This is a genomic window from Blastococcus saxobsidens (assembly GCF_002938435.1).
Taxonomy (GTDB): domain Bacteria; phylum Actinomycetota; class Actinomycetes; order Mycobacteriales; family Geodermatophilaceae; genus Blastococcus; species Blastococcus saxobsidens.
In genome coordinates this window covers 39,296-62,023 of sequence record NZ_POQT01000026.1, presented here as the reverse complement: position 1 = coordinate 62,023, position 22,728 = coordinate 39,296, and the positions used below count along the sequence as shown (strand labels likewise).

The window sequence follows — 22,728 nt, the reverse complement described above, 5'->3', positions numbered from 1 at the left end:
CCGGGCGGGTCGTCAGCGGGGGCGGCGCACCCGAACCGGCCCGCGGGCCCCGGCGACGTCCACGACCGCGCCGCCCTGGGTCACCTCCACCTCGCCGGCCCGCGCCAGCCGGCCCGCCGCGGCCCGGGCGGCGGGCATCAGGTCCCGCCAGGCCTCCGGGTCCACCACCCGCGCCGCCTCCGAGGGGCAGATGGAAGCATCGGCGCGGCGCTGGTCGAGCAGCTCGCCGATCACCCGCTCCAGCCGTGCGCCGACGTCGTCCACCGGCCCAGCGTGGACGGCACGGGCGGTCGCCGCCACCGAGACTGTGTGCGCGCGGCTCCCGAGGGGTAGACCCGGCCCCATGGCGAAGCGGACTCCCCTCGGCGTGGTCGGCAAGGGCAAGCGCGGCATCAGCACGCTGGGCTGGGCGCTGCGCGGCGCCGCCGCCGGCGCGGCCGGCAGCACGGCGCTCAACGCCGTCACCTACCTGGACATGGCCGTCCGCGGGCGCGGCAGCAGCTCCACCCCGGAGGACACGGTCGAGAAGCTGGCCGACAAGGCGCACGTGCCGATCCCGGGCGACGACGAGGCGCGGCAGAACCGGGTGCAGGGGCTGGGCCCGTTGATCGGCCTGGTGGCCGGCGTCGGCGTCGGAGTGCTCGGCGGGCTGGCCCGGGCGTCGGGCGCGCTGTCGGCCAAGCCGGTCGGCGTCGCGCTGACCACGGTCGGCGTGATGGTGGCCGCCAACGGGCCGATGGCGGCGCTCGGCGTCACCGATCCCCGCACGTGGACGGCAAAGGACTGGGTGAGCGACCTCGTCCCGCACCTGGTCTACGGGGTGGTCGTCAAGAACGTCATCGACGCCTTCGACCGCCCGTGACCGCCCGTGACCGCCCGTGACCGCCCGTGACCAGGCATGGGAAGCGAAACACCTGTTCTGGCCGCCGAAACGGGTGTATCGCTTCCCATGCCTGGGTCGGGCTACCGCCAGCCGCGCTCGTCCACCCCGCCCGGCACCGGGGCGGCCGGGTCGTAGGGCGTCCGTGTGAAGACGAAGGTGTCCAGGTCCAGGTGGTCGGAGGCGATGCGCAGCGTCTCGCCGGCGAAGTAGCCGTCCAGCCCGGTCCACGTGCCGTCCTGGCGCGGGGTGAACCGGCTGGCCCGGCCACTGCGGCCGGGCAGGGGGCCGATGTGCAGCAGGCCGCCGTCCACCGCCCGCAGCAGGTACGGCGAGGGCCCCCAGAACCAGACGCCCAGCCGCTCCAGCGGCACCGGTGACGGCGCCGGCCGCCAGGCGTCGACGATCCGCGGCTCCGTACCCCGGAGGTCGGCCAGCAGCCCGAACACCAACGGGTCGACGCCGCTGGTGGCGTTGGCCAGGGACACCGCGCCGGTCTGCTCCTCGCGGTCGACGAAGACACCTGCCAGGAAGCCGGGCATCGAGCCCCCGTGCCCGACCAGCGTCCGCCCGTCGACCCGGACGACCTGGAGCCCGAGCCCGTACGCCGACCAGCCGGGGGCGGAGGAGTCCACGCCCGCGGGGACCGTCATCTCCTCCAGCGTCGCCGGGTCGAGGACGCCTCCGGTGTCGCCGAGCAGGAACGCGGCGAAGCGGCCCAGGTCGGCCAGCGTCGCCCACAGCTGCCCGGCGGCGGCCATCACGCCCGCGTGGTGCTCGGGCTCGGGCAGCACGACGTCGGCCCACGGGTGCACCGCCCAGCCCTCGGCCGCCGGAGCCACCGGGCGGGGGGTCGTGCGGGTCATGCCCAGCGGCACGAGCACCTCCCCGGCGACGGCGTCCTCCCAGGAGGTTCCCCGCAGCCGGGCGACGAGCTCGCCGAGCAGGCCGAACCCCAGGTTCGAGTAGTGGAACCGCCGGGCCGCACCGAGCACGACGTCGGTCCCGCCGAGGCCGAGCTCGTCCAGCGAGCCACCCGGGGTGCGCTCCCACCAACCGCCGGGGCTCTCGGCCGAGGCGCCGGCCAGGTGGGAGAGCAGCTGACCGATGGTGCGCTCCCCGAACGGGGTGCCGGGGATGTGCCGCTCCAGCGGGTCGTCCAGCCCGAGCCGGCCCTCGTCGCGCAGCCGCATGACCACGACCGCGGTCACCGTCTTGCTGATCGACCCCAGCCGGTACTGGACGTCGGTGTGCGGCTCGGCCACCTCGCCGCGGCCGGCCGACCAGGCCAGCCCGCCGTCGCGCACCACGCCGGCGACGAGGCCGGGCGCCCGGCCGTCGCGCTGGACGCGTGCGGTGCGGGCGAGCAGGAGGCGGGCGGTCGAGGGCAGCACGGGCTCGGGCACGACGCCGACCGTATCCGGCGGCCGGCGGCTCAGGACGCGGGCGTCGGCTCCGGGACCGGCAGCGCGCCGGTGCGGGTGGCCCAGCGGTCGAACCAGATCGTGGCCAGCGGCGGCACGGAGGCCACGAGCGCGAGGAACGTCGTCCGCAGGTCCCAGCGGAGCACCCGCCAGGCCACCGCGGTGCCCACGAGGTACAGGACGAACACCCCGCCGTGCACCGGGCCGAACATCTGCACCCCGCGCTCGGAGTCGCCCACGTACTTCACGAACATGCCGCCGAGCAGGAGGAGCCAGGAGCCCGCCTCGGCGAGGGCGACGGCACGGAAGAGCAGGGCGACGGCGTGCGGCTTCACGGCCCCATGGTCCCTGACGCCGGCGCCCGCGCGGGGGTGGCACTGCTCACCCGGCACGGCGGGGGTGGCAGGGGTGCGCCGATGGCCGCTACCCCTGTGGCCGCACCTGTTCTGGGAGGTGCTCAGCGGCCCCGGCGGCTCGGTGCTGCACGAGCACCTGGCCCGCGCACCGGGATCGGGCGTCCCCGCGGCGTCACCCGGCCGGCTGCTGGTCTGGGAGCACGTGCTCGACGACGTCGTCGGGCTACCCGGCGCCGTGGCCGTGGACCCGGGCGTCGTTCCCCGCTGGGAGGTGCGCCTCCCCGGCGGGGAGCGGGCCGTCTTCGTCTGGGGCCTGCTCCAGCAGGTGCACCGGCCCCGTCCAGAGGCTCGCCGCGAGCCTGCGAGCGGTGAGGTGGACGGGGTCCTTCCTCAGCCGGCGACGCGCCGGGCGCCGCTGAAGCCGCCGAGGGAGTCCACGTTCGAGATCTTCACGACGTCACCCGAGGTCGGGGCGTGCACCATCTTGCCGTCGCCGATGTAGATGCCCACGTGGCTGATCGGCCGGTAGAAGAACACCAGGTCCCCGGGCCGCAGCTGGTCACGGGAGACCGACTGGCCCACCTGCGCCTGCATCCGGCTGGCCCGCGGCAGGGTGATGCCGGCGGCATGGAAGGCGAACCGGGTGAGGCCCGAGCAGTCGAACGAGCCGGGGCCGTCGCCGCCCCACAGGTAGGGCTTGCCGCGCTGGGCGAGCGCGGCGTCCACGGCGATCTGCGCGGCCCGGCTGTCGGCGACCACGGGGGCCGACGGTGCCTCGCGCTCGGTCCGGCTGGCCATGGTCTCGGGGGCCCGGTCGGCACCGGCCTCGCCCTCGGAGTGGCTGCCGGTCACGACCGCCCGCTGGTCCTGCGCGCTCAGCCGGGCGAACTGCGCCTTGTAGTCGGCGATCTGCTGGGTGAGCTGGGCGTGCTGCCCGGCGACCGCGTCGTAGGCGGCCTGCGCGCCGGTAGCCGACTGCTGCGCGGCGGCCTGCGCCTGGGCCGCGGCCACGTTGGCCTCGGCGGCGCGGGCGAGGATGCCGCTGTGGTGGCCGGCGATGGTCCGCAGCGTGGCGACGCGACCGACGAACTCGTCGGCGGAGTCGCTGATCATCATGGCCTGGAAGGAGCCGAGGGTCTCGCCGGTGTAGGCCGCGCGGGCGACGCTGCGAACCGACTGCTGCGCCGCGGCGAGGGCGGCGGTGGCCTTCTCCAGCTCGGCGGCGGCCGCCGCCGCCGTGGCCCGCTGGGCGTCCAGCGTGTCGCGGGCCGCATTGAACTCCTCGGTGAGGACCTCGAGCTGGTGGCCGCGGTCGGCGACCTGCCGCGCGGCATCGGCCAACGTGGTCGGTGCGCCGGGCTCGGCGGCGGCGGGGCTCGTGCTCAGCAGGATGCCGAGGGCACCCACGAGGGCCACCCCGGCCCGCCGCAGGGTGGCGCGGCGGCCGGACGTGCGCAGGGGGGTCGCCATGGTGCGGCGGCTCTCCGATCTCGTTCGGGCAGGAGCCGGCCGGTGAGGACGGACAGGTCCGTCTCACCGGGACGCCGTGCTGTGTGGCCGGGAGAGGTTCGCGGCGGTAGCGGCGGACCCACTCCTGACGTCCGGTGGCTGTCAGCCGGGAAGTGACTGACAGAACTCGCGGATGCACACACCGTAGGGGCCGTGACCCGCTCGTGACAATGCCCCGGACGACATTCGTGTAATTCGTCGTGCGCTCTGCGTCACCTCCGGTGGCAGGAGCCCTCGCGCGCCGGTTTCGCCGCCCCGCGGCGGGACCACTACCGGTGCATGGACCTTCGCAAGCCCCTGCTCCTGCTCGCCCTCACGGGGTCGCTGGTCGCCTGCGGCGACAACTCCGACCTCGAGCGCGGCGAGACCAACTGCGACTCGACCTCCGACCAGGCCAGCAACCCGCACGACGCGAGCTGCGAGGAGACCGGCGCCAACGACGACGTCCAGTAACCTCCCCGCCGTGAGCCGTGGCCGCCTCGGGCCGCGGGCCACGCTCTCCGCCGTCGTCTCCGGCGTCCGGTCCGGCCTGTCCGGCCGCGACATCGCGCTCATCTCCGCCGGGCTCACCTTCTACGCCGGCATCGCGATCGTGCCCCTGATGGTGCTCGCCTTCGGGCTCACTTCGTGGCTGACGTCCGCCGATCGCGTGCGCGAACTCGGCGACCGGCTGGCCGACCTCCTCCCCGGGGAGCTGGGGGCACCCGCGGCCGTCTCACGGCTGGTGGAGGCCGGTGTGGGGCTCGACCCCCTGGGCGCCGTCCTGGCCCTGGTGCCGATGTCCTTCTACGGCGAGGGCCTGCGGCGTGCCCTGCTGCGGTTCAGCCCCCGCCACGAGGGGATGACGGGCTGGCGCGGACGGCTGGCCGCCCTGCCGCTGATCCTGGTCACCCCGGTCCTGCTCTACCCCCTGCTCCTGGCCGCCGCAGCCATGGCCGGCCTCGCCGAGCGCGGCGGGGCGGCTGCGGGGGCCGGCCAGGTGGCGGTCGGCTTCTACTCGGTCCTGGCCGCGCTGACCCTGCCGCTCGCCTGGGGGTTCCGGGTGGTCGCCGGCGGCCGGGTCGGCCGCCGCGCGCTCGCGGTGGGCGCGCTGTTCACCGCCGCCTGCCTGTCCGGGTTCCTGCAGGGGTTCGTGCTCTTCCTGTCGCTGCCGCTGGATCTCGGCGCCCCGTTCGGTGGGCTCGACGTGGTCGGTGGGGTGGTCGCCCTGGGCCTGTGGCTGTTCCTGCTGCACCTCGTCGTGATCACCGGATGGCTGGCCACCCGCGCCCTGGACGACGTGCTCTCCCGGCCGCCGGATGTGCGGGACGAGCCCGCCCGGTAGGAACAGCGCATGCCGAACTCGATGCTGGCCGGCGACCCCGACCGGCTGGTCCTCACCCCCTGACCGCCCGCCCCCTTGCACCGCCGACGGGCCGCAGGCCAGCCTGCACGTATGGGAACCAACCGGTCCGTACGCGGCGCGTGGCTGGTCGTGCTCGGCTGCCTGCTGACGGCATGCGCGGGGGCCGGTGCCGCGGAGGAGCCACGGCCGGAGCAGGGACCACCGGTGGTCCTCGCCCCGCCCCCGGCGGAGATGGTGCCCGTCCCCGAGCCACCGACCCGGGCGTCCCCCGAGGAGATGCTGTCCCTGCCGCCGGTGACCGAGGAGATGCACCGACTGCTCGACGAGGTCCACACGCGCTGGGGCGCGCACCCGGACCTGGGCCAGGCCGAGATCACCCTGGACCGGTCGGCGGTGGTCCTGCGCTGGTACGGGGCGCCACCGGCCGAGCTGGTCGCGCTCGCGGAGGCCTCCGGCGGCTCGGGCTTCGAGGCCCGGATCGAGGAGACACGGTTCAGGACCGCGGAGCTCGTCGACGAGGCGGGCCGGCTGGTGCGGGGGCATCCGGGGGTCGTCCACAGCGCCTGGCCGCTTCCCGCGGGCGACGGCATCGGCGTCGGGCTGGACCCGGCGGCCGCCGGGGACGGCGGTCCCGACGACCTCGCCCGGCTGGGGATCGGCAGCCGCTTCCCGATCGTCGCCGAGGTGAGGTCCCCGCCGGTGGCCGCCGCCGGCTGACCCCGCCGGTCAGGAACGGTCCTGCGGCTCCACGATGTGGACGGCGACGGCGCGGAACTGCTTCGGCGTCTCCAGGAGCACCGCCTTGGTCGGCTCGCCGACGTCGAGCGCGCCGCCTCGGCGGACCGCGGCCAGCGGGCGTAGCCGCGGGTCGGCCAGGACCTCGTCGACCAGCCCCGCGTCCCCACCCGGGAAGAGTGCCGCCAGCCCGTCGGCGTGCGGCAGCAGCACCCGTACGGCCGTCTCCACCGCGTGCTCCACGACGGCGTCGGTCTGGTTCGCGCGCCGGCGGGCGAACCGCTGCTGCGACCACCCGCCGGCCGCCGTCCGGCCCTGGACCTGCCGGGCGTCCACCTTGGACACCACCAGCTGGTTGCCGTCGAAGACACCGACCGCCCAGCGGCCGCGGCGGACCAGCAGCACAGCGGCGCGCCGGGCGCGGCCCGCGGCGGCGGCGGTGAAGGAGGCCAGCAGCGGTGTCTCCGGCGTCCAGCCGAACGGGGCCCGCAGGACGACGGTGGTGCTGTCCGCGCAGACGATGCGCAACCCGTCGTCGGCCGGCTGCACCTCGGTGAAGGCGCCGTGCCGGGTCGCGACGCCGTCCAGCCAGCGCCCCAGCCGCTCGGGGGCCACCCCGAGCTGCCGGCCACCACCCGCGGCGGGCCGGGGGCGGGTCATCGCCCGCTCAGCCGGCGAGCGCCGGCTCGGTGGCGTGCTCCGCCGGCACGTGCAGCAGCCGCTGGAAGGTGGCGACGACGATCGCGGCGATCCCGGCGGCCACGACGGCCACCACGAAGGCGGTGTTGGCGCCGTGGACGTCCACCAGCTTGCCGGCCACCGAGGCGCCGAGGGCGACACCCAGCCCCAGGGCCGTGCCGATCCAGGTGAAGGCCTCGGTGACCGCGGCCCGGGGGACGAGCAGCTCGGCGAGGGTGAACGAGCTGATGAGCGACGGCGAGACGGCGATCCCGGCGACGATCACGAACGGCACCATCAGCCAGACGTCGCCGACGAGCATCAGCGGCACGGTGAGCACGGTGAGCACCACGAGAGCGACCGCCAGCCGCCGCCGCAGCGGCACCCGCCAGTGGACGGCGCCCCAGCCGATACCGCTGGCCATCGACCCCACCGCCAGGCCGGCGATGAGCACGCCGGACAGCGGCATCGCGTCCTGCTCGTCGGCGAAGGCGACCAGCGCGATCTCCAGCGTGCCGAGGATGGCGCCCACCGCCGCCCCGACGACGAACAGCACCCGCAGTCCCGGGGTGCGGATCGCCGACGGACCCTGCCGGCTGGCGTGCCCGTGCGGCTCCGGTTCGGTGCGGCGCTGGGCGGCGAACAGCAGGCTGCCCACGGTGGCGAGGGTGAACGCCGTGACGACGCCGGACGTGGCGTGCCCCGTGGTGGACAGGAACGTGACCAGGACCGGGCCGACGATGAAGACGAACTCGTCGACGACCGACTCCATCGACAGCGCCGTGTGCAACCGGTGGCTGCCGCGCAGGAGGTGGGTCCAGCGGACCCGGATCATCGAGGAGACCGGGGGGATGCAGGCCCCCGCCAGACCGGCGGAGACGAAGACGATCCCCAGCGGCCACGCCTCGCGCACGGAGAAGAGGAAGACCAGCCCGGCGAGGACGAAGACCACCAGCACCGGCAGCAGGACCCGGCGCTGGCCGTGGGTGTCGGCCCACCGGCCCAGCAGCGGCCCGGAGATGGCCGTCGTCACGGCGCCCACGGCGGCCACTGCACCACCGAGGCCGTAGGAGCCGGTCTCGGACGCGACCAGCAGGACCGAGCCGAGCCCGACCATCGACAGCGGCAGCCGGCCGATGAAGGCGGCGAGCACCATCGGCAGGGCGTGCGGGGTCCGCAGCACCTGCAGGTAGGGATTGGGCACGAGGGAGGACGCCTCCGCAGAACGGGATGGGGCCCAGCCACGCTAACCGACGGTGGCCGCGCGCGCCGCGACGGCGACCCGTGGCGCCGCCCGACTCCCGGCGATGATCAGGGCCCCTGATCGTGGAGCGTCCTCCCTCATCGCCCACCGTGAGGGAGGACACCCCGTGATCAGGGTCCCTGATCGTGGCGGCGGGGCGGGCACGGACGGCGGAGAGCCCCGACCGGCCGCGGTCCGGGCCCCCCGCTCGACGCCTCAGGCGAGGCGGCTCTTCAGGATCTCCAGCTCGTCCCACATGGTGCTGGGCAGCTTGTCGCCGAACTTCTCGAACCACTCGGTGATCTGCGGGATCTCCTCGCGCCACTCCTCGGGCTTGACGGCGAGGGCCTGCTCGACCTGCTCGGGCGTCATGTCCAGCCCGGAGACGTCGAGCGAGTCGACGGTGGGCACGTGACCGACGGGGGTCTCGACGGCGGCCGCCGTCCCCTCGAGGCGCTCGACGACCCACTTGAGCACGCGGCTGTTCTCGCCGAAGCCCGGCCAGAGGAAGCCGCCGTCGGAGTCGCGGCGGAACCAGTTCACGTAGAAGATCCGCGGCAGCTTGCTGGCGTCGTGCTGCTTGCCGGTCTCGACCCAGTGGCCGAGGTAGTCGCCGGCGTTGTAGCCGATGAACGGCAGCATGGCGAACGGGTCGCGGCGGACGACGCCGACGGCACCGGTGGCGGCGGCGGTCGTCTCCGACGACAGGGTCGCGCCCAGGAAGACGCCGTGGTTCCAGTCCCGGGCCTCGCTGACCAGCGGGATGGTGGTCTTGCGGCGGCCGCCGAAGAGGATCGCCGAGATCGGCACGCCCTTCGGGTCCTCGTACTCCGGCGCCAGGATCGGGCACTGCGTGATCGGGGTGCAGAAGCGGCTGTTGGCGTGGCTGGAGGGCTCGTCGCTGTCCGGCGTCCAGTCGCGGCCCTTCCAGTCGATGAGGTGGGCCGGCGGCTCCTCGGTCATGCCCTCCCACCAGATGTCGCCGTCGTCGGTGAGCCCGACGTTGGTGAACACCGAGTTGCCCTGGTCGATGGTGCGCATCGCGTTGGGGTTGGTGTCCCAGCCGGTGCCCGGCGCGACGCCGAAGAGACCGAACTCGGGGTTGAGGGCGTAGAGGCGACCGTCCTCGCCGAAGCGCATCCAGGCGATGTCGTCGCCCAGGGTCTCGACCTTCCAGCCCGGGATGGTCGGCTCGAGCATCGCCAGGTTGGTCTTGCCGCAGGCGCTGGGGAAGGCGGCGGCGATGTAGTAGGTCTTCTGCTGCGGGCTGGTCAGCTTGAGGATCAGCATGTGCTCGGCCAGCCAGCCCTCGTCGCGGGCCATGACCGAGGCGATCCGGAGCGAGTAGCACTTCTTGCCCAGCAGCGCGTTGCCGCCGTAGCCGGAGCCGTAGGACCAGATGGCCCGCTCCTCGGGGAACTGGACGATGTACTTGGTGTCACTGCACGGCCACGGCACGTCCTGCTGGCCGTCCTCGAGCGGGGCGCCCAGGGAGTGCATGGCCGGCACGAACGGCCGGTCGGTGCCCATGGCGTCCAGGACGTACTGGCCGATGCGCGCCATGACGCGCATGGAGACCACGACGTACTCCGAGTCGGTGAGCTCGACACCGAACATCGGGTTCTCGGCCTCGACGGGGCCCATGCAGAACGGGATGACGTACATCGTGCGGCCACGCATCGAGCCCCGGTAGAGCCCGGTCATGACCGCCTTCATCTCGTCGGGGGCCATCCAGTTGTTGGTGGGCCCGGCGTCGGCCTCGTCGACCGAGCAGATGTAGGTGCGGTCCTCGACCCGGGCGACGTCCCTGGGGTCGGAGGCGGCCCAGAACGAGTTGGGCTTCTTGGCCAGGCGGGTGAAGGTGCCGGCGTCGACCAGCTTCTGGGTGAGCCGTTCCCACTCCTCGTCGGAGCCGTCGACCCACACCACCTGATCCGGGGTGGTCAGCTCCGCCATCTCACGCACCCAGGCGAGGAGCCGGGCGTGCGCGGTGGGGGCGTCGTCGAGACCGGGGGTGGCCACTGAAGTCACGGCTTCTCCATCCTCTGGGTAGCCGGGCGACTCTGGCACCGGCGCTGGTGCGGTGAACCCGGCGTCGGTGCTGGCGCAACGTCGGATCACGTGAGGCTACCGGCGGTTCACGCCGATGCAACCGTGAGACATGTTACGTCTAGGACGTCTGGTCCGCGGGTCCGAAGACCCTGGTGGACGGCGAGCCACCCGCTCCCCCGGGCCTGCGGCAGGCGACGGTCGACCGGCCCGGGAAGCCTCCCGCGCCCGCGGCGATCGGCCCTACGGTCTCCCCGCATGGCGTACTCCTCGGCGCTCCCGGGCGCCTCGTCGATCCAGCTCGCCGCCGGTCTCGCCGGCCAGGTGGGCGCCCTCCGTCGGCGGCTGCACCACGACGTGCCGTTCATGACGGGCAGGCCGGACCACGTCGCCCGCGACTCGTGGTGGTTCGGTACGGCGATCAGCGCTCCGTACCACCTGCTCGGCGCCCAGGCGTGGGCCGGGATGGTCGCGGGTCACCTCTCCGAGCGCCGCCGGCAGGCCGATCAGCTCGCGCCGCGTCGGATCGGCGAGCGCCTGGAGTGCCTCCACGGGTGGATGCGCAGCACATCGGCTGCGCATCGGGCCAGGGGTTCGCCTCCGGGACGCCGGGATAGGACCCCGTGCATGACCGTCACCGATCCCGACACCCCGGACCCGCTCAACGACCCCCGCACCACGCAGGCCGATCCCGGCGCCTACGGCCAGGGCGACGACCTGGCGTCCACCGCCGACGACCCGGCGGCCACCGGCGAGGAGGAGCTGGCGACCAGCGAGACGCTCGCCGACGAGGCGGGCGGCGGTGACGTCACCGGCGGGGCGCTTTCCGACGACCCGTCCACCTGACGGTGTGACGGACCGGTCCTGGCGGGTATGTGGCCGCCACCACACCCGTTGCATCCCGAGGAGGACCGATGGCCACCGGTGAGACCGGCTTCGAGGACGTCTACTACGACCTGATCTCCGTCCAATACCACTCGCTCAAGGCCGGGCACGACTACGGCCAGTACGTCCGGGACGCCGAGAACGCCGGTCTGGACGACGTCGCCGAGTTCTTCCGCAAGGTGATGAAGCAGGACTCCAAGCGCGCCGCGAGGTGCCACGAGTTCCTCGGCCGCCTGCAGGGCACAGAGCAGGGCGGCCCTGCGGCCAAGTGACGCCCGGACCAGGATGGCGGCGTGATCAGGACTGCGCTGACCCGTCTCCTCTCCCTGGGGACGCCGGTCATCGGTGCGCCGATGGCCGGCGTCTCCGGTGGTGCGCTGGCCGCCGCCGTCTCCCGTGGGGGCGGCCTCGGGATGATCGGCGTCGCGGGGAACCACTCCGCCGGTTTCGTCGCCGAGCAGTGCGCGATACCGGCCGGCCTGCCGTTCGGCGTGGGGCTGATGGCCTGGGTGCTCGACGACCGCCCGGACCTGCTGGAGGCGACGATCGCCGCCCGGCCCACGCTGGTGTCGGTCTCCTTCGGTGATCCCGGCCCGTACGTGGCGCCGCTGCACGACGCCGGTATCGCGGTGGCCACGCAGGTCAACACCGTGGCCGACGTGCAGCGGGCCGTGGCCGCCGGCGTCGACCTCGTCGTCGCCCAGGGCAGCGAGGCCGGCGGGCACACGGGCCACCGCGCCACCCTGCCGCTGCTGCAGGAGGTCCTGACGCTCACCGACCTGCCGGTGGTGGCCGCCGGCGGGATCGCCACCGGGCGCGGGATGGCCGCCGTCCTCGCGGCCGGGGCCGCCGGCGTCTGGATCGGGACGCCGCTGCTGGCCTGCCCGGAAGGCCTGAACTCCCCCGCCGCGCGGGCCCGCGTGCGTGCTGCCGCGGGGGAGGAGACGGTGCTGACCCGCGCCTTCGACGTGGCGCAGCGCCTGGCCTGGCCCGCCCGCTGGCCCGGGCGGGCGCTGGTCAACGAGTTCAGCCGCGCCTGGCACGGCCGCGAGGACGCGCTGGAGCACGACGACGACGCGTCCCGACGGGTGGTCGAGGCGCGGAAGAGCGACGACCTGGAGCATGCGCCGCTCTACGCCGGGGAGTCGGTCGGCCTGGTGACCGAGGAGCGCTCGGCCACCGACGTCGTCCGGACCCTCACCCAGGACGCCGAGCAGGCGCTGCGGAAAGTGCCCGACCTGCTGGACTGAACCGCCGTCGCGCCCATGCGCACCGGAGGACGTCTCGGAGGCCCCCGAGACGTCCCTCGGCGCGCAATCGCGGGCTCAGCTGACCGCGCAGCCGTCTTCCGTGCAGCCCTCGGCGGCCGGGACCGTGATCAGCGGGTTCGCGTCGGCCCAGGCCCGCTCCAGCATCTGGAGCAGCAGCTCGGCGGGCTGGGCGCCGGCGGCGCCGTACGTGCGGTCGACCACGAAGAACGGGACGCCGGTGGCGCCCAGCGACTGCGCGGTGGCGCTGTCCTGCTGCACGGCGGCCAGGTGGCGCCGGTCCCCCAGCGCCTCGCGCACCTCGGCCTCGTCGAGGCCCACCTGGACGGCGAGCGGGACGAGGGAGTCGACGTCGAAGACCGACCGGCCCTTCTCGAAGTAGGCGTGCAGCAGGAGCTCCTTGAGCTCGTTGCGCCTGCCGTGCTCGGCGGCCAGGTGCAGCAGCTCGTGGGCCAGCAGGGTGTTGCCGCTGACGGCGTCCGTCAGGTGGTACTGCAGGCCCTCGCCGGCGGCCACCTGCTCGACCTGGGCCATGTTCTGCCGCATCTGCTCGACGCTGGTGCCGTACTTGGCGGCCAGCGCGGGCAGCGTCGGGTGCACCTCCCCCTCGGGAGCGGTGGGGTCGAGCTGGAAGGAACGCCAGACGACCTCGACCTGGTCGCGGTGCGGGAACTTCTCCAGCGCGGCCTCCAGGCGGCGCTTCCCGATGTAGCACCACGGGCACACGACGTCGGACCAGACCTCTACCTGCATGCCCGGCCCAACGTCGTGTGCCTGCTCGACGATTCCGGGTCAGCGGATGCCGACGAGGTCCACCACGAAGACGAGGGTGGCGCCGGGCTTGATGACGCCGCCGGCGCCGCGCTCGCCGTAGGCCTTGTGCGCCGGGATGGTGAGCCGGCGGCGGCCGCCGACCTTCATGCCGACGATGCCCTCGTCCCAGCCCTGGATGACCATGCCGACGCCCACGCGGAACTCCAGCGGGTCGCCGCGGTCCCAGGAGGCGTCGAACTGCTCGCCGCCGTCGTGCGTGACGCCCACGTAGTGCGCGCTCACCAGGTCGCCGGCCTCGGCCTCCTGGCCCTCGCCGACGACGAGGTCCTCGATCACCAGGTCGTCGGGGGCGGGCCCGGTCGGCGGCTCGACCTCGGGTCGGGTCAGCTCGGGCACGGTTCTCCTTCCCCGCGCCGGGTCGGTCCCGGCGCCGTCGTCCCCCATCCAAGCAGCGCATCGCGACGGGTGCCGGGGAGCGGTCGCGCTCGCCGGCTCCCGCCGGCTTGACCGTGCGGGCCGCCCCGCCGCGTGCTGGGCTGGGCCCATGGCCGCTGACCAGCCCGCGTGGTGGACCCGCGCCGTCGTCTACCAGGTCTACCCGCGCTCGTTCCAGGACTCCGACGGCGACGGCATCGGCGACCTCGGCGGGGTGCTGCAGCGGATCGACCACCTGGCCGACCTCGGCGTCGACGTCCTGTGGCTGTCCCCGGTCTATCCCTCGCCGCAGGCCGACAACGGCTACGACATCAGCGACTACCAGGGCATCGACCCACTGTTCGGCACGCTGGAGCAGCTCGACGAGCTGATCGCCGCCCTGCACGAGCGCGGGATGAAGCTGCTGATGGACCTGGTGGTCAACCACACCAGCGACCAGCACCCGTGGTTCCTGGAGTCCCGCTCGTCGAAGGACTCCCCCAAGCGCGACTGGTACTGGTGGCGCCCGCCGCGCGGCGGCATGGCGGCCGGCGCCCCGGGGGCCGAGCCGACCAACTGGCAGTCGTTCTTCTCCGGGCCGGTCTGGGAGCTCGACGAGGCCTCGGGCGAGTACTACCTGCACCTGTTCGACCGCCGGCAGCCCGACCTGAACTGGGAGAACCGGCAGGTCCGGCACGCGATCCACGCGATGATGCGGTGGTGGCTCGACCGCGGGGTCGACGGCTTCCGCATGGACGTCATCAACATGATCAGCAAGGACGTCGCCGCGGACGGCCACCTGCACGACGGCCCGCCGCTGCCCGGGTCGTCGCTGGGTGACGGCTCGGCCTCCTACCTGTGCGGGCCGCGGATCCACGAGTTCCTGGCCGAGATGCACCGCGAGGTGTTCGCCGGTCGGGACGGAACGTTCCTCACTGTCGGCGAGATGCCCGGCGTCACGGTCGAGGAGGCCCGGCTGTTCACCGATCCGGCGCGCGCCGAGGTGGACATGGTCTTCCAGTTCGAGCACGTCGGCCTGGACCACGGGATGTCGAAGTGGGACGTCCGACCGCTGCGGATGCGCGACCTCAAGGCATCCTTCGGCCGCTGGCAGGCGGGGCTGGCCGACGCCGGGTGGAACTCCCTCTACTGGGACAACCACGACCAGCCGCGCGCCGTCTCCCGCTTCGGCGACGACTCCCCCGGGTTCCGGCGCCACTCCGCCACCTGCCTGGCCACGCTGCTGCACCTGCACCGCGGGACGCCGTACGTCTACCAGGGCGAGGAGATCGGGATGGCCAACTTCCCGTTCACCTCGCTGGAGGACTTCGCCGACGTCGAGTCGCTCAACCACCACGTGCAGGCGGTGTCGGCCGGTGAGGACCCGGCGCACGTGCTGGCGGCGCTGCGCACCATGAGCCGGGACAACGCCCGCACGCCGGTGCAGTGGGACGCCTCCGCGAACGCGGGGTTCACCAGCGGGACGCCGTGGCTGCCGGTGAACCCCGACTCCGTCGAGTGGAATGCGGCGGCGCAGCGGGACGACGCCGGCTCGGTGCTGGCCCACTACCGGCGGCTGATCGCGCTCCGGCACAGCGACGACGTCGTGGCGCTGGGCGACTTCACCATGCTGCTGCCCGACCACGACGAGGTGTACGCGTTCACCCGCTCGCTGGAGGGGGCGGAGCTGCTCGTCGTCTGCAACCTGTCGCGGACGCCGTACCGGCTGGCCGAGCTGCTGCCCGAGGCACCGGCCGCCGAGCTGGTGCTCGGCAACATGGCCGACGACGACCCCGCCGAGCTGCGCCCGTGGGAGGCCCGCGTCCTGCGCCTGCCGTGACCCGGCCCCTCGACACGGGCGGGTCCCCGGCTCCACGATGAGCGCGATCCGAGCCCCGGGAGCGACCATGGACGACGGCGCACCGCCGCTGACCGTCGTGCGGCCGGGCGAGGGCCGCACGGCCGACCTGGGGGACGGCGTCGGCGTCGCCTTCAAGCTGTGGGGCGCGGACACCGGGGGCTCGGTGGCGGTGGTCGAGCACCCGTTCGCGGTGGGCGCCTACGTGTCGGCGCACCTGCACACCCGCGAGGACGAGTACTCGATCGTCGTCGAGGGCGAGATCGGCTTCCGGTCCGGCGACCGGGAGGCGGTGCTCGGGCCCGGCGGCTACATCACCAAGCCACGCGGCGAGATGCACGCCATGTGGAACGCCGGGTCGACGCCGGCGCGCATGATCGAGATCATCAGCCCCGCGGGGTTCGAGCTGTTCTTCCGCGACGTCGCCGACCTCGCCGAGGCGGGCACGACCGACCCGGCCGCCTTCGTCGCCGTCGCCGCCTCCTACGGCCTGGAGTTCGGCGAGCCCGAGTGGCAGGCCGACGTCCTCCGGCGCTACGGCCTCACCCCACCCACCTGGTGAACCCGCCGCAGGGAGCGACGCGCACCTGGCCCGCCGGGCGCACCTCCCGCGACGGGGTCGGCGGTTCGCCGTGGTGCAATGCCGGACCGGGCCGACGAGCGACCGGGGACGGGTGGGACGACGATGCAGCAGCGCACGGCCGGCGCCGAGCGCCGCCTCCGCGGCTGGGCGTCGGCGCCGCGGATCTGGGCCCGCCAGCCGCGGATCGGCCTGGCCGTCCGGGCGGCGATCGCCGCTACGGCGGCCTGGTGGCTGGCGCACCTGGTGCCCGGACCGCTCGACGACTACCCCTACTACGCGCCGCTCGGGGCGGTCATCGCCACGACCGCCGCCACGCTGGCGGGCTCGGTCCGGGAGTCGCTGCAGACGGTGACCGCCATCGTCCTGGGCGCGGCGGTCGCGCTCGTGGGCGACGCCGTCCTCGGTCCCGAGCTGCTGACCCTGGCCGTGGTGGTCGCCGCCGGCGTCCTGCTCGCCGGGTGGACCCGGCTCGGCAGCTCCAGCAGCTGGCTGCCGACGGCGGCTCTGTTCGTGCTGATCCTCGGCGCCCAGAACCCGGCCGGGTACGTCCTCGGCTTCGCCGGGCTGACCTTCGGCGGGGCCGTCGTCGGCATCCTGGTGAACGCCGCGTTCCCACCCCTGCCCCTGGCGCCCGCGGAGCAGTCCCTCGGCACGCTGCGCGACACCCTCGCCGGGCAGCTCGACGACGTGGTGGACGGGCTGCGGCAGGAGCACCCGCCGACGCAGGACGAGTGGCGCGGGCGGATCCGCACGATCGACCCGCTGCTGGCCCAGATGCGCGCGGCCGTCCGGCAGACCGACGACGCCCGCCGCGGGAACCGGCGCGCCGGGCGCTACCGGGACGCCGCCGACCGGCTGTACCGGCAGGCCCGCGCGCTCGAGCGCCTCACCCTGCTCGTCGAGGACCTCACCCTGGTCATCGCCGAGACCGAGATCGCGGAGAACGAGCGGGTGGCCCTGGGACCGCACCTGCGCCCGGCGGCGGCCCGCACCCTCGCGGCCTTGGCGGACGTCCTCCGCTCGGTCGACGGCGCGGCCGCCGACATCGGGGCCATGCGCGCCGCCGACGCCGCCGTGGCGGAGTTCACCGCCGAGCTGCGCCGCGCCCGGGCGACCTCCGACGACGACCTGTTCGAGGCCGGGAACATCGTGGACAACGTCCGCCGGTCGCTGACCGCTGTCCGTCCGGCGGACGATGCCTGACCCGCGGCCCGGTCGAGCCCGGCCCCGGGAGGCCCGCGCCCGGCGACTTGCCTGACACGGGCGTTCCCGCCGGTCCGGACATCGCCTACCGTCTCCTCCTCGTGGGCCGGGTCGTCGATGCAGTGCTCCCGGTCCGCATGGGCACGCCGTTCCGCTGGCTGGTCGGCTCCGCCTGGGTGGGCAACCTCGGCGACGGGATCGCGCTGGCGGCGGGCCCGCTGCTGGTCGCCGCGCAGACCTCCGACCCGCTGCTCGTCGCGCTGGCCGGTCTGCTGCAGCGGCTGCCGTGGCTGCTCCTCGGGCTGCACGCCGGCGTCCTCGCCGACCGGCTGGACCGCCGCCGGGTGGTGATCGTCGGGGATCTGCTGCGCGCCGTCGTCCTGGTCGTCCTCGTCGCCGCGCTGGTCACCGACGCGGTGAACGTGCCGGTGGTGCTCGCCGCGATGTTCCTCCTGGGCACCGCCGAGGTCTTCGTCGACACCACCACCGGCACGCTGCTGCCGATGGTCGTGGCCAAGGCCGACCTCGGCATCGGCAATGCCCGGCTGACCACCGCGCGGATCACGATGAACGAGCTGGTGGGCCCCGCGCTTGGCGCTGCCCTCTTCGCCGCCGGCCTGGCCTGGCCGTTCGTCGTCCAGGTGGTGTGCCTGCTGCTCGGCGCACTGCTGGTCGCACGGATGGCGGTGCCCCGGCTGCCCGCCCCGCAGGGCCCCCGGCACGTGCGCCGCGACATCGCCGAGGGGTTCCGCTGGACCTGGGGCAACCGCGCGGTGCGGACCCTGACGCTCACGATCGTCACGTTCAACGTCACCTACGGCGCGGCCTGGTCGGTGCTGGTGCTCTACGCGACCGAGCGGCTCGACATGGGCCCGGTGGGCTTCGGCCTGCTCACGACGGCCGGGGCGGTCGGCGGGCTGGTCGCCTCCCCGGCCTACGACTGGCTGGAGCGGCACGCCAGCCTGGGCTCGATCATGCGTGCCGGCCTGCTGGTCGAGACCTTCACCCACCTGGGCCTGGCACTGGCCACGACCGGCTGGGTCGCCCTGCTGATCATGTTCGTCTTCGGGGCGCACATCTTCGTGTGGGGGACGACGTCGCGCACGGTCCGGATGCGGGCGGTGCCGGCCGAGCTGCAAGGACGCGTGGGCAGCCTCTACATGATCGGCCTCTTCGGCGGGATCGTCGTCGGCCAGGCGCTGGGCGGGGCCATCGCGAGGATCTGGGGCATCACCGGCCCGTTCTGGTTCGCCTTCGTGGGGTCGGCGATCATCCTGGTCCTCATCTGGCGGGAGCTGGCGCACATCGCGCACGCCGACGAGGCGATCCGCGCGGGCTGAGGGTCGGGACCGCCCCGCTCAGGCGCTGCGCAGCGGGGCCACCTGCGGGGTGCGCGCGAGCACGCCGCCGTAGTGGCTGATCAGCTGGTCGCCGACGCGGGCCCAGGTGCGGTGCTCGACCGACGAGCGGGTGCGGGCCGCCGCGGCCCGCAGCGCCAGCCGGTCGTCCCGGAGCCCGGCGACCACCGCGGCGAGGAGCTCGGGGTCCTGCCCCGCCCACAGCCAGCCGTTCTCGCCGTGCCGCACGAGGTCCAGCGGCCCGCCCGACGCCGCCACAACCGCGGGCACGCCGGCGGCGAGCGCCTCCTGCACCGCCTGGCAGAACGTCTCGTCGGGCCCCGGGTGCACGAAGAGGTCCAACGAGGCGACGATCCGGGCCAACCCGTCCCCGGTGCGCTGGCCGAGGAAGACCGCCTCGGGGAGCGCCTGGGCCAGCCGCCCGCGACAGGGGCCGTCGCCCACGACGACCAGTCGGACGCCGGGCAGCCGGCTCACCCCGGCCAGCAGCTCGAGCCGCTTCTCCACGGCCAGCCGCGCCACCACCCCGACCAGCAGCTCGCCGTTCGGGGCGAGCTGGCCGCGCAGCCACGCGTCCCGCCGTCCCGGTGCGAACTGGACCAGGTCGACGCCGCGGGCCCACAGCGCCACCGGCCCGATGCCGTGCCGTCGCAGCAGCGCGGCGGCCGACGAGGACGGCGCCAGCGTGAGGTCGGCGCTCGCGTGCACCGCACGCAGGGCCCGCCAGGCAGCGGCCGTCCCGCCGGGCACGCGGTAGCGCCGCGCGAAGGCGGCGAGGTCGGTCTGGAACACGGCCACCGAGGGGATGCCGAGCGTCCGCGCCGCCCGGCCGGCCGCCGCTCCGAGCACCGCCGGCGAGGCCAGGTGGACGACGTCGGGTGCGAGGTCGGCGAGCGCCCGCGTGACGTCGACGCCCGGGCGGGCCAACGGCAGGTGCCGGTACACCGGCAGCCGCATCGAGGGCACCGTCACGACCGGGATCCGCGCCCCGCAGGCCGACTCGTAGGACTGGCCGCTGGGCGCGAGGACGACCGGGTCGTGCCCGCGGACGGCGAGGTGGTCGACGGCGCGCAGCACGGAGCCGGCCACGCCGTTGACCGCCGGGCGGAAGGTCTCGGCGACGACGACGACCCGCAGGCCCTCCGGCGTCGCGCGCCTGCCGAGGCCGGGTGGGGAGAGCGGTCGCGCAGGGGTCACGGCGGGTCTTCCCTCGTGCCGGAGGGCCCATGGCGGGTCCTGGACGCGCCCAGGATCAGCAGCCGAGGTGTCCGGCGGGTGCACGGCGGCCGACGACGCCACGACGGTCCGACGCCGCTCTCCCCTCACCACCCCGCGGACCCCACCTGCACCACGCCATCGGGCACTGTTGACCCTCGACCGGGTCGAGGCCCGACGGGTGGGCATGCCGCTCACGGCGGGCGACTCAGCCCGACGTGCGTTCCAGCACCAGCCGGACGGTCTCCTCGGGCTCGTCCCACAGCGGGAAGTGCCCGGACCTCGCGAACCAGTGCAGCTCCGCGTCGGGGAACGCCGCGGCGGCCCGGGCCGCCTGGCGGGCCAGGGTGACCCGGTCCCGGCGGCCCCAGCCGATGGTCAGGCGGCCCGGCAGCGTGCCGGCCGGCGCCCCCTGCTGCTTCGGGCCGCGGGCCAGGTCGTCGAGCACCGCGCCGAAGGACGGCGAGTCGAGGTAGCCCTCGAGCTCGGTGCGGACCACGTCGGCGTCCAGGGCCCAGGGGCGTGCGGAGAACTGCGCCAGCAGCGCCGTCCGGCCGGCCGGGTTGCCCAGCAACGCGGGCAGGACGGGCCGGATCCGGCGGAGGAGTGCGACCGACGCCGCGATGCTGGCGCGGAAGACCGCCGCCTCCCGGTCGGTCCAGAACCCGCCGGGGTCGAGGGCGACGTTGTCCGCACCCGTCCCCCGCCGGCTGAGCTCGAGCACCATGCGGGCGCCGAGCGAGCTCCCGACCAGCGACGCGTCGGCCAGCCCTTCGGCACGCAGCCATTGCTCGAGGGCGTCGGTGAGGGTGCCCATGGAGGGATCGGGCAGCGGTGGGCTGCCGCCGGCGAACCCCGGCAGGTCGACGGCGACGACGGTGCGGTGCGCGCTCAGGCCGGCGAGCACGGGCTGCCAGGTGCGCCACGACCCGCCCAGACCGTGCACGAGGACGAGCGGAGGGCCGGATCCTGCGCGGTCCGCGGTCATCGTCACCGCTGGCCCCTACCCGCCAGGGCGGGGCGTGACCCTCGTGCGCAGATCGTGGTGACCGCGGCTCCATCACCACGATCTGCGCACAGTCGCGGCGGCTACGCTGCGGCGTGGCCCGGGGGGACGACGTCGCGAACACCAACGGGATGATCCGCTCGATGGCGGGCGGCTACCTCGACGAGCTCGGCGTCCAAGCGGGCGGGCTGGTGCTCAGGTCCAGCACGTCGTGGGAGGTGCGCCTCGGCGCCGCCACGAGCGTCGGCGACACGGTCCCGGCCGAGCCGACGAGCATCGCCTGCGTGGCCGCGCACATGCCGCTGCTGGTCGCCGACCTGGACGCCGTCGGCATCGGCGAGGACGGAACCCTCAGCTCACGCGGCCGGAACCACGATCCGGTGCGTACCCGAGGGTGACTACGAGGCGTGGCAGCTGGACGGGCCGGACGGCGAGCTGATCGTGTGCCTGCCCAGCGGTGGGCTCGCGATCTGGTCCGCCCGGCCGGCGTGAGTGCGCGCTGAACGACGTCTCAGCGGGGGGCGAGACGTCGATCAGCGCGCAACGGCTCAGCTGAGGGGCGAGCGGGGCAGCAGGCGGTCGCTGATGATCCGCTTCTGGATCTCGCTGGTGCCCTCGAAGATCGTCGTCAGGCGGGCGTCGCGCCAGTGCCGCTCCACCTGCCGCTCGGTCGTGTAGCCGTTGCCGCCGTGCAGCTGCATGGCCTGGTTGGTGACGCGGATCGACATCTCGGTGGCCTCGAGCTTCACCATCGAGGCCTCCTTGGCCACCGGCAGCCCGAGGTCGAGCAGGTGGGCGACCTGCCGGTAGAAGGCGCGGGACTGCTCGATCTGCGAGGCCATCTCGGCGACGTTGAAGCGCAGCGCCTGGAAGTCGGCGATCGGGTGGCCGAACTGCTCGCGCTCCTGCAGGTAGCGGATCGAGTCCTCCAGCGCGGCGCGGGCCAGGCCCACCGCACGCGCGGCGGTGTGCACGCGGGCGGTGTTCAGGAACTTCTGCGCCTCGGCGAACCCGGCCTGCTCGGCGGCGTCGCCCTCCGCGGCGCTGTCCTCCTGCGCGGCCCTGGCCTGGTCGATCACGTTGTCCGCAGGGATCCGGACGCCGTCGAAGGTCAGGTCCCAGGTGAGGAAACCGTGGTAGCCGATCTTGTCGATCGGGGAGCCGGTGAGGCCCTCGGGGAACTCGCCGCGCTTCTTCTCCAGCAGCAGGTTGAGCAGGCCGGCGGAGCGGGACTCCCCGTCGGCCGGCTCCCGCTCGCGCACCAGCACCTGGATGAAGTCGGCGGCCTTGGCGTTGCCGCACCAGCGCTTGCGCCCGGTGACGACCCACTCGTCGCCGTCCAGGACCGCTCGGGTGGTGACGCCCGCGAGGTCGGACCCGGCGTCGGGCTCGGACAGGGCGATCGCACCGATCCAGTCGCCACGGGCACTGCGGGCCATCAGGTCGTGCCGGCGGTCGGCGTCGAGGACCGCCGTCCCGAGGCCCTGGGAGCGGGCCAGGATGCTGGCCGTCGACATCCAGGCACGCGCCAGCTCCTCGCTGACCATGCAGTACTCGAAGACGCCGAGGCCCAGGCCGCCCTGCTCGGCCGGCACGGTGATGCCGAACCAGCCTCGCTCGGCCATGCCGGAGAGGAGCGAGGCCGGGATCTCGCCCTTCTGCGGGTCGAGCTCGCCGGCGACCGGGAGCACCTCGTCCATCGCGAACCGGCGCGCCTGCCCCATCAGCGCCTCGCGCTCCGGGGTGTGCCACGGCGGCAGCAGCGCCGGCGGCTGCGGCTCCCAGATCTCGGCGGCGGTCTCGCTGGCGGGGCTGGCGCTCGACGTCATCGTCGTCGGCCTCCTCGGTCGGGCGGATGAGCACGTACACCTCGGCGGTGGTCACTGCCCGGCGCACGACGCGATCATCCGCGCAGGTGACGAGCCTCACCGGCCAAGATGTCCCC

26 protein-coding genes are annotated in these 22,728 nt (G+C 74.5%); 14 read left to right on the top strand and 12 right to left on the bottom strand.

Translation table 11 applies throughout. The features are described from left to right. Window positions 1-12: 12 nt before the first annotated feature. The gene (locus tag C5507_RS15405; RefSeq protein WP_104529407.1) at window positions 13-264 is read right to left on the bottom strand and encodes a DUF3253 domain-containing protein; all 252 of its coding nucleotides are present in this window, start codon (window positions 262-264) and stop codon (window positions 13-15) included. A gap of 79 nt (window positions 265-343) precedes the next feature. Here C5507_RS15405 and C5507_RS15400 point away from each other — a divergent pair, with 79 nt between their 5' ends. Next, window positions 344-862 carry a hypothetical protein gene (locus C5507_RS15400; protein ID WP_104529397.1) on the top strand — a complete coding sequence of 173 codons (519 nt, stop codon included), beginning with the start codon at window positions 344-346 and terminating at the stop codon, window positions 860-862. 101 nt (window positions 863-963) lie between these two features. On the opposite strand, the gene C5507_RS15395 is transcribed toward C5507_RS15400, so the two are convergent. Both C5507_RS15395 and C5507_RS15390 read right to left on the bottom strand, forming a co-directional pair. Next, window positions 964-2,286, bottom strand: a complete 1,323-nt coding sequence (locus tag C5507_RS15395) for a serine hydrolase domain-containing protein (protein WP_104529396.1) — start codon at window positions 2,284-2,286, stop codon at window positions 964-966. Window positions 2,287-2,315: 29 nt separating this feature from the next. Then, on the bottom strand, window positions 2,316-2,639 hold the full coding sequence (locus C5507_RS15390; protein WP_104529395.1) for a DUF3817 domain-containing protein: 324 nt from the start codon (window positions 2,637-2,639) through the stop codon (window positions 2,316-2,318). 73 nt (window positions 2,640-2,712) lie between these two features. On the opposite strand from C5507_RS15390, the gene C5507_RS22405 reads away from it, so the two are divergent. Further along, window positions 2,713-3,162, top strand: a complete 450-nt coding sequence (locus C5507_RS22405; protein ID WP_158657624.1) for a hypothetical protein — start codon at window positions 2,713-2,715, stop codon at window positions 3,160-3,162. On the opposite strand, the gene C5507_RS15380 is transcribed toward C5507_RS22405, so the two are convergent. Continuing rightward, on the bottom strand, window positions 3,051-4,130 hold the full coding sequence (locus tag C5507_RS15380) for a C40 family peptidase (RefSeq protein ID WP_104529394.1): 1,080 nt from the start codon (window positions 4,128-4,130) through the stop codon (window positions 3,051-3,053). The two genes, C5507_RS22405 and C5507_RS15380, sit on opposite strands and share 112 nt — an antisense overlap. A 318-nt stretch (window positions 4,131-4,448) precedes the next feature. Between C5507_RS15380 and C5507_RS22400 the strand changes: the two genes are divergently transcribed. The 3 genes from C5507_RS22400 (at window position 4,449) to C5507_RS15370 (ending at window position 6,231) form a co-directional block, all read left to right on the top strand. Beyond that, window positions 4,449-4,622, top strand: a complete 174-nt coding sequence (locus C5507_RS22400) for a hypothetical protein (RefSeq protein WP_158657623.1) — start codon at window positions 4,449-4,451, stop codon at window positions 4,620-4,622. Window positions 4,623-4,632: 10 nt separating this feature from the next. After that, window positions 4,633-5,493: a YhjD/YihY/BrkB family envelope integrity protein gene (locus C5507_RS15375; protein ID WP_104529393.1), complete on the top strand. Its 861-nt coding sequence runs from the start codon at window positions 4,633-4,635 to the stop codon at window positions 5,491-5,493. Window positions 5,494-5,604: 111 nt separating this feature from the next. Next, window positions 5,605-6,231: a hypothetical protein gene (locus C5507_RS15370; RefSeq protein ID WP_104529392.1), complete on the top strand. Its 627-nt coding sequence runs from the start codon at window positions 5,605-5,607 to the stop codon at window positions 6,229-6,231. Between the two features lie 9 nt (window positions 6,232-6,240). Here C5507_RS15370 and C5507_RS15365 read toward each other — a convergent pair whose 3' ends face one another. From C5507_RS15365 to C5507_RS15355, 3 genes are all read right to left on the bottom strand, one after another. After that, window positions 6,241-6,909, bottom strand: a complete 669-nt coding sequence (locus tag C5507_RS15365) for an acVLRF1 family peptidyl-tRNA hydrolase (protein WP_104529391.1) — start codon at window positions 6,907-6,909, stop codon at window positions 6,241-6,243. Between the two features lie 7 nt (window positions 6,910-6,916). Continuing rightward, window positions 6,917-8,131, bottom strand: a complete 1,215-nt coding sequence (locus tag C5507_RS15360) for an MFS transporter (protein WP_104529390.1) — start codon at window positions 8,129-8,131, stop codon at window positions 6,917-6,919. Window positions 8,132-8,386: 255 nt separating this feature from the next. After that, window positions 8,387-10,201, bottom strand: coding sequence for a phosphoenolpyruvate carboxykinase (GTP) (locus C5507_RS15355; RefSeq protein ID WP_104529389.1), 1,815 nt, complete (start codon window positions 10,199-10,201; stop codon window positions 8,387-8,389). A 276-nt stretch (window positions 10,202-10,477) separates the two neighbouring features. Here C5507_RS15355 and C5507_RS23180 point away from each other — a divergent pair, with 276 nt between their 5' ends. The 3 genes from C5507_RS23180 (at window position 10,478) to C5507_RS15335 (ending at window position 12,354) form a co-directional block, all read left to right on the top strand. Continuing rightward, a complete protein-coding gene (locus C5507_RS23180) occupies window positions 10,478-11,065 on the top strand; it encodes a hypothetical protein (RefSeq protein WP_242611218.1) in 588 nt (195 codons plus the stop codon). Window positions 11,066-11,133: 68 nt separating this feature from the next. After that, complete coding sequence (locus C5507_RS15340) at window positions 11,134-11,376, top strand: acyl carrier protein (protein WP_104529388.1); 243 nt, start codon at window positions 11,134-11,136, stop codon at window positions 11,374-11,376. A 21-nt stretch (window positions 11,377-11,397) separates the two neighbouring features. Next, window positions 11,398-12,354, top strand: coding sequence for an NAD(P)H-dependent flavin oxidoreductase (locus C5507_RS15335; RefSeq protein ID WP_104529387.1), 957 nt, complete (start codon window positions 11,398-11,400; stop codon window positions 12,352-12,354). A 75-nt stretch (window positions 12,355-12,429) separates the two neighbouring features. Here C5507_RS15335 and C5507_RS15330 read toward each other — a convergent pair whose 3' ends face one another. Continuing rightward, window positions 12,430-13,125 carry a DsbA family oxidoreductase gene (locus C5507_RS15330; protein WP_104529386.1) on the bottom strand — a complete coding sequence of 232 codons (696 nt, stop codon included), beginning with the start codon at window positions 13,123-13,125 and terminating at the stop codon, window positions 12,430-12,432. Window positions 13,126-13,164: 39 nt separating this feature from the next. Beyond that, window positions 13,165-13,542, bottom strand: coding sequence for an FKBP-type peptidyl-prolyl cis-trans isomerase (locus C5507_RS15325; protein ID WP_104529385.1), 378 nt, complete (start codon window positions 13,540-13,542; stop codon window positions 13,165-13,167). 148 nt (window positions 13,543-13,690) lie between these two features. On the opposite strand from C5507_RS15325, the gene C5507_RS15320 reads away from it, so the two are divergent. From C5507_RS15320 to C5507_RS15305, 4 genes are all read left to right on the top strand, one after another. Continuing rightward, window positions 13,691-15,400 carry a glycoside hydrolase family 13 protein gene (locus tag C5507_RS15320; protein ID WP_104529384.1) on the top strand — a complete coding sequence of 570 codons (1,710 nt, stop codon included), beginning with the start codon at window positions 13,691-13,693 and terminating at the stop codon, window positions 15,398-15,400. 67 nt (window positions 15,401-15,467) lie between these two features. Next, window positions 15,468-15,980 carry a cupin domain-containing protein gene (locus C5507_RS15315; RefSeq protein ID WP_104529383.1) on the top strand — a complete coding sequence of 171 codons (513 nt, stop codon included), beginning with the start codon at window positions 15,468-15,470 and terminating at the stop codon, window positions 15,978-15,980. Between the two features lie 123 nt (window positions 15,981-16,103). Further along, the gene (locus C5507_RS15310; protein WP_104529382.1) at window positions 16,104-17,204 is read left to right on the top strand and encodes an FUSC family protein; all 1,101 of its coding nucleotides are present in this window, start codon (window positions 16,104-16,106) and stop codon (window positions 17,202-17,204) included. A 101-nt stretch (window positions 17,205-17,305) separates the two neighbouring features. Continuing rightward, window positions 17,306-18,544 (top strand): MFS transporter, encoded by a 1,239-nt coding sequence (locus tag C5507_RS15305; protein WP_104529381.1) that lies wholly within the window; start codon window positions 17,306-17,308, stop codon window positions 18,542-18,544. Between the two features lie 18 nt (window positions 18,545-18,562). Here C5507_RS15305 and C5507_RS15300 read toward each other — a convergent pair whose 3' ends face one another. Continuing rightward, the gene (locus C5507_RS15300; protein ID WP_242611219.1) at window positions 18,563-19,759 is read right to left on the bottom strand and encodes a glycosyltransferase; all 1,197 of its coding nucleotides are present in this window, start codon (window positions 19,757-19,759) and stop codon (window positions 18,563-18,565) included. 226 nt (window positions 19,760-19,985) lie between these two features. Continuing rightward, window positions 19,986-20,765 (bottom strand): alpha/beta fold hydrolase, encoded by a 780-nt coding sequence (locus C5507_RS15295; RefSeq protein WP_242611390.1) that lies wholly within the window; start codon window positions 20,763-20,765, stop codon window positions 19,986-19,988. A gap of 113 nt (window positions 20,766-20,878) precedes the next feature. Between C5507_RS15295 and C5507_RS15290 the strand changes: the two genes are divergently transcribed. Both C5507_RS15290 and C5507_RS23530 read left to right on the top strand, forming a co-directional pair. After that, a complete protein-coding gene (locus tag C5507_RS15290) occupies window positions 20,879-21,181 on the top strand; it encodes a hypothetical protein (RefSeq protein WP_104529379.1) in 303 nt (100 codons plus the stop codon). Then, on the top strand, window positions 21,159-21,275 hold the full coding sequence (locus tag C5507_RS23530) for a DUF6188 family protein (protein WP_428839421.1): 117 nt from the start codon (window positions 21,159-21,161) through the stop codon (window positions 21,273-21,275). Before C5507_RS15290 ends, C5507_RS23530 begins: the two co-directional genes overlap by 23 nt. 56 nt (window positions 21,276-21,331) lie before the next feature. Here the strand turns inward: C5507_RS23530 and C5507_RS15285 are convergent, their stop codons facing one another. Continuing rightward, window positions 21,332-22,612, bottom strand: coding sequence for an acyl-CoA dehydrogenase family protein (locus tag C5507_RS15285; RefSeq protein WP_104529378.1), 1,281 nt, complete (start codon window positions 22,610-22,612; stop codon window positions 21,332-21,334). Window positions 22,613-22,728 lie beyond the last annotated feature (116 nt).

What these genes read in the sequence shown, in the direction of transcription:
- C5507_RS15400 (WP_104529397.1), top strand. Translation starts at nt 344, where the DNA reads ATGGCGAAGCGGACTCCCCTCGGCGTGGTCGGCAAGGGCAAGCGCGGC.
- C5507_RS15380 (WP_104529394.1), bottom strand. Translation starts at nt 4,130, where the DNA reads ATGGCGACCCCCCTGCGCACGTCCGGCCGCCGCGCCACCCTGCGGCGG.
- C5507_RS22400 (WP_158657623.1), top strand. Translation starts at nt 4,449, where the DNA reads ATGGACCTTCGCAAGCCCCTGCTCCTGCTCGCCCTCACGGGGTCGCTG.
- C5507_RS15370 (WP_104529392.1), top strand. Translation starts at nt 5,605, where the DNA reads ATGGGAACCAACCGGTCCGTACGCGGCGCGTGGCTGGTCGTGCTCGGC.
- C5507_RS15365 (WP_104529391.1), bottom strand. Translation starts at nt 6,909, where the DNA reads ATGACCCGCCCCCGGCCCGCCGCGGGTGGTGGCCGGCAGCTCGGGGTG.
- C5507_RS23180 (WP_242611218.1), top strand. Translation starts at nt 10,478, where the DNA reads ATGGCGTACTCCTCGGCGCTCCCGGGCGCCTCGTCGATCCAGCTCGCC.
- C5507_RS15340 (WP_104529388.1), top strand. Translation starts at nt 11,134, where the DNA reads ATGGCCACCGGTGAGACCGGCTTCGAGGACGTCTACTACGACCTGATC.
- C5507_RS15330 (WP_104529386.1), bottom strand. Translation starts at nt 13,125, where the DNA reads ATGCAGGTAGAGGTCTGGTCCGACGTCGTGTGCCCGTGGTGCTACATC.
- C5507_RS15320 (WP_104529384.1), top strand. Translation starts at nt 13,691, where the DNA reads ATGGCCGCTGACCAGCCCGCGTGGTGGACCCGCGCCGTCGTCTACCAG.
- C5507_RS15315 (WP_104529383.1), top strand. Translation starts at nt 15,468, where the DNA reads ATGGACGACGGCGCACCGCCGCTGACCGTCGTGCGGCCGGGCGAGGGC.
- C5507_RS15310 (WP_104529382.1), top strand. Translation starts at nt 16,104, where the DNA reads ATGCAGCAGCGCACGGCCGGCGCCGAGCGCCGCCTCCGCGGCTGGGCG.
- C5507_RS15295 (WP_242611390.1), bottom strand. Translation starts at nt 20,765, where the DNA reads ATGACCGCGGACCGCGCAGGATCCGGCCCTCCGCTCGTCCTCGTGCAC.
- C5507_RS15285 (WP_104529378.1), bottom strand. Translation starts at nt 22,612, where the DNA reads ATGACGTCGAGCGCCAGCCCCGCCAGCGAGACCGCCGCCGAGATCTGG.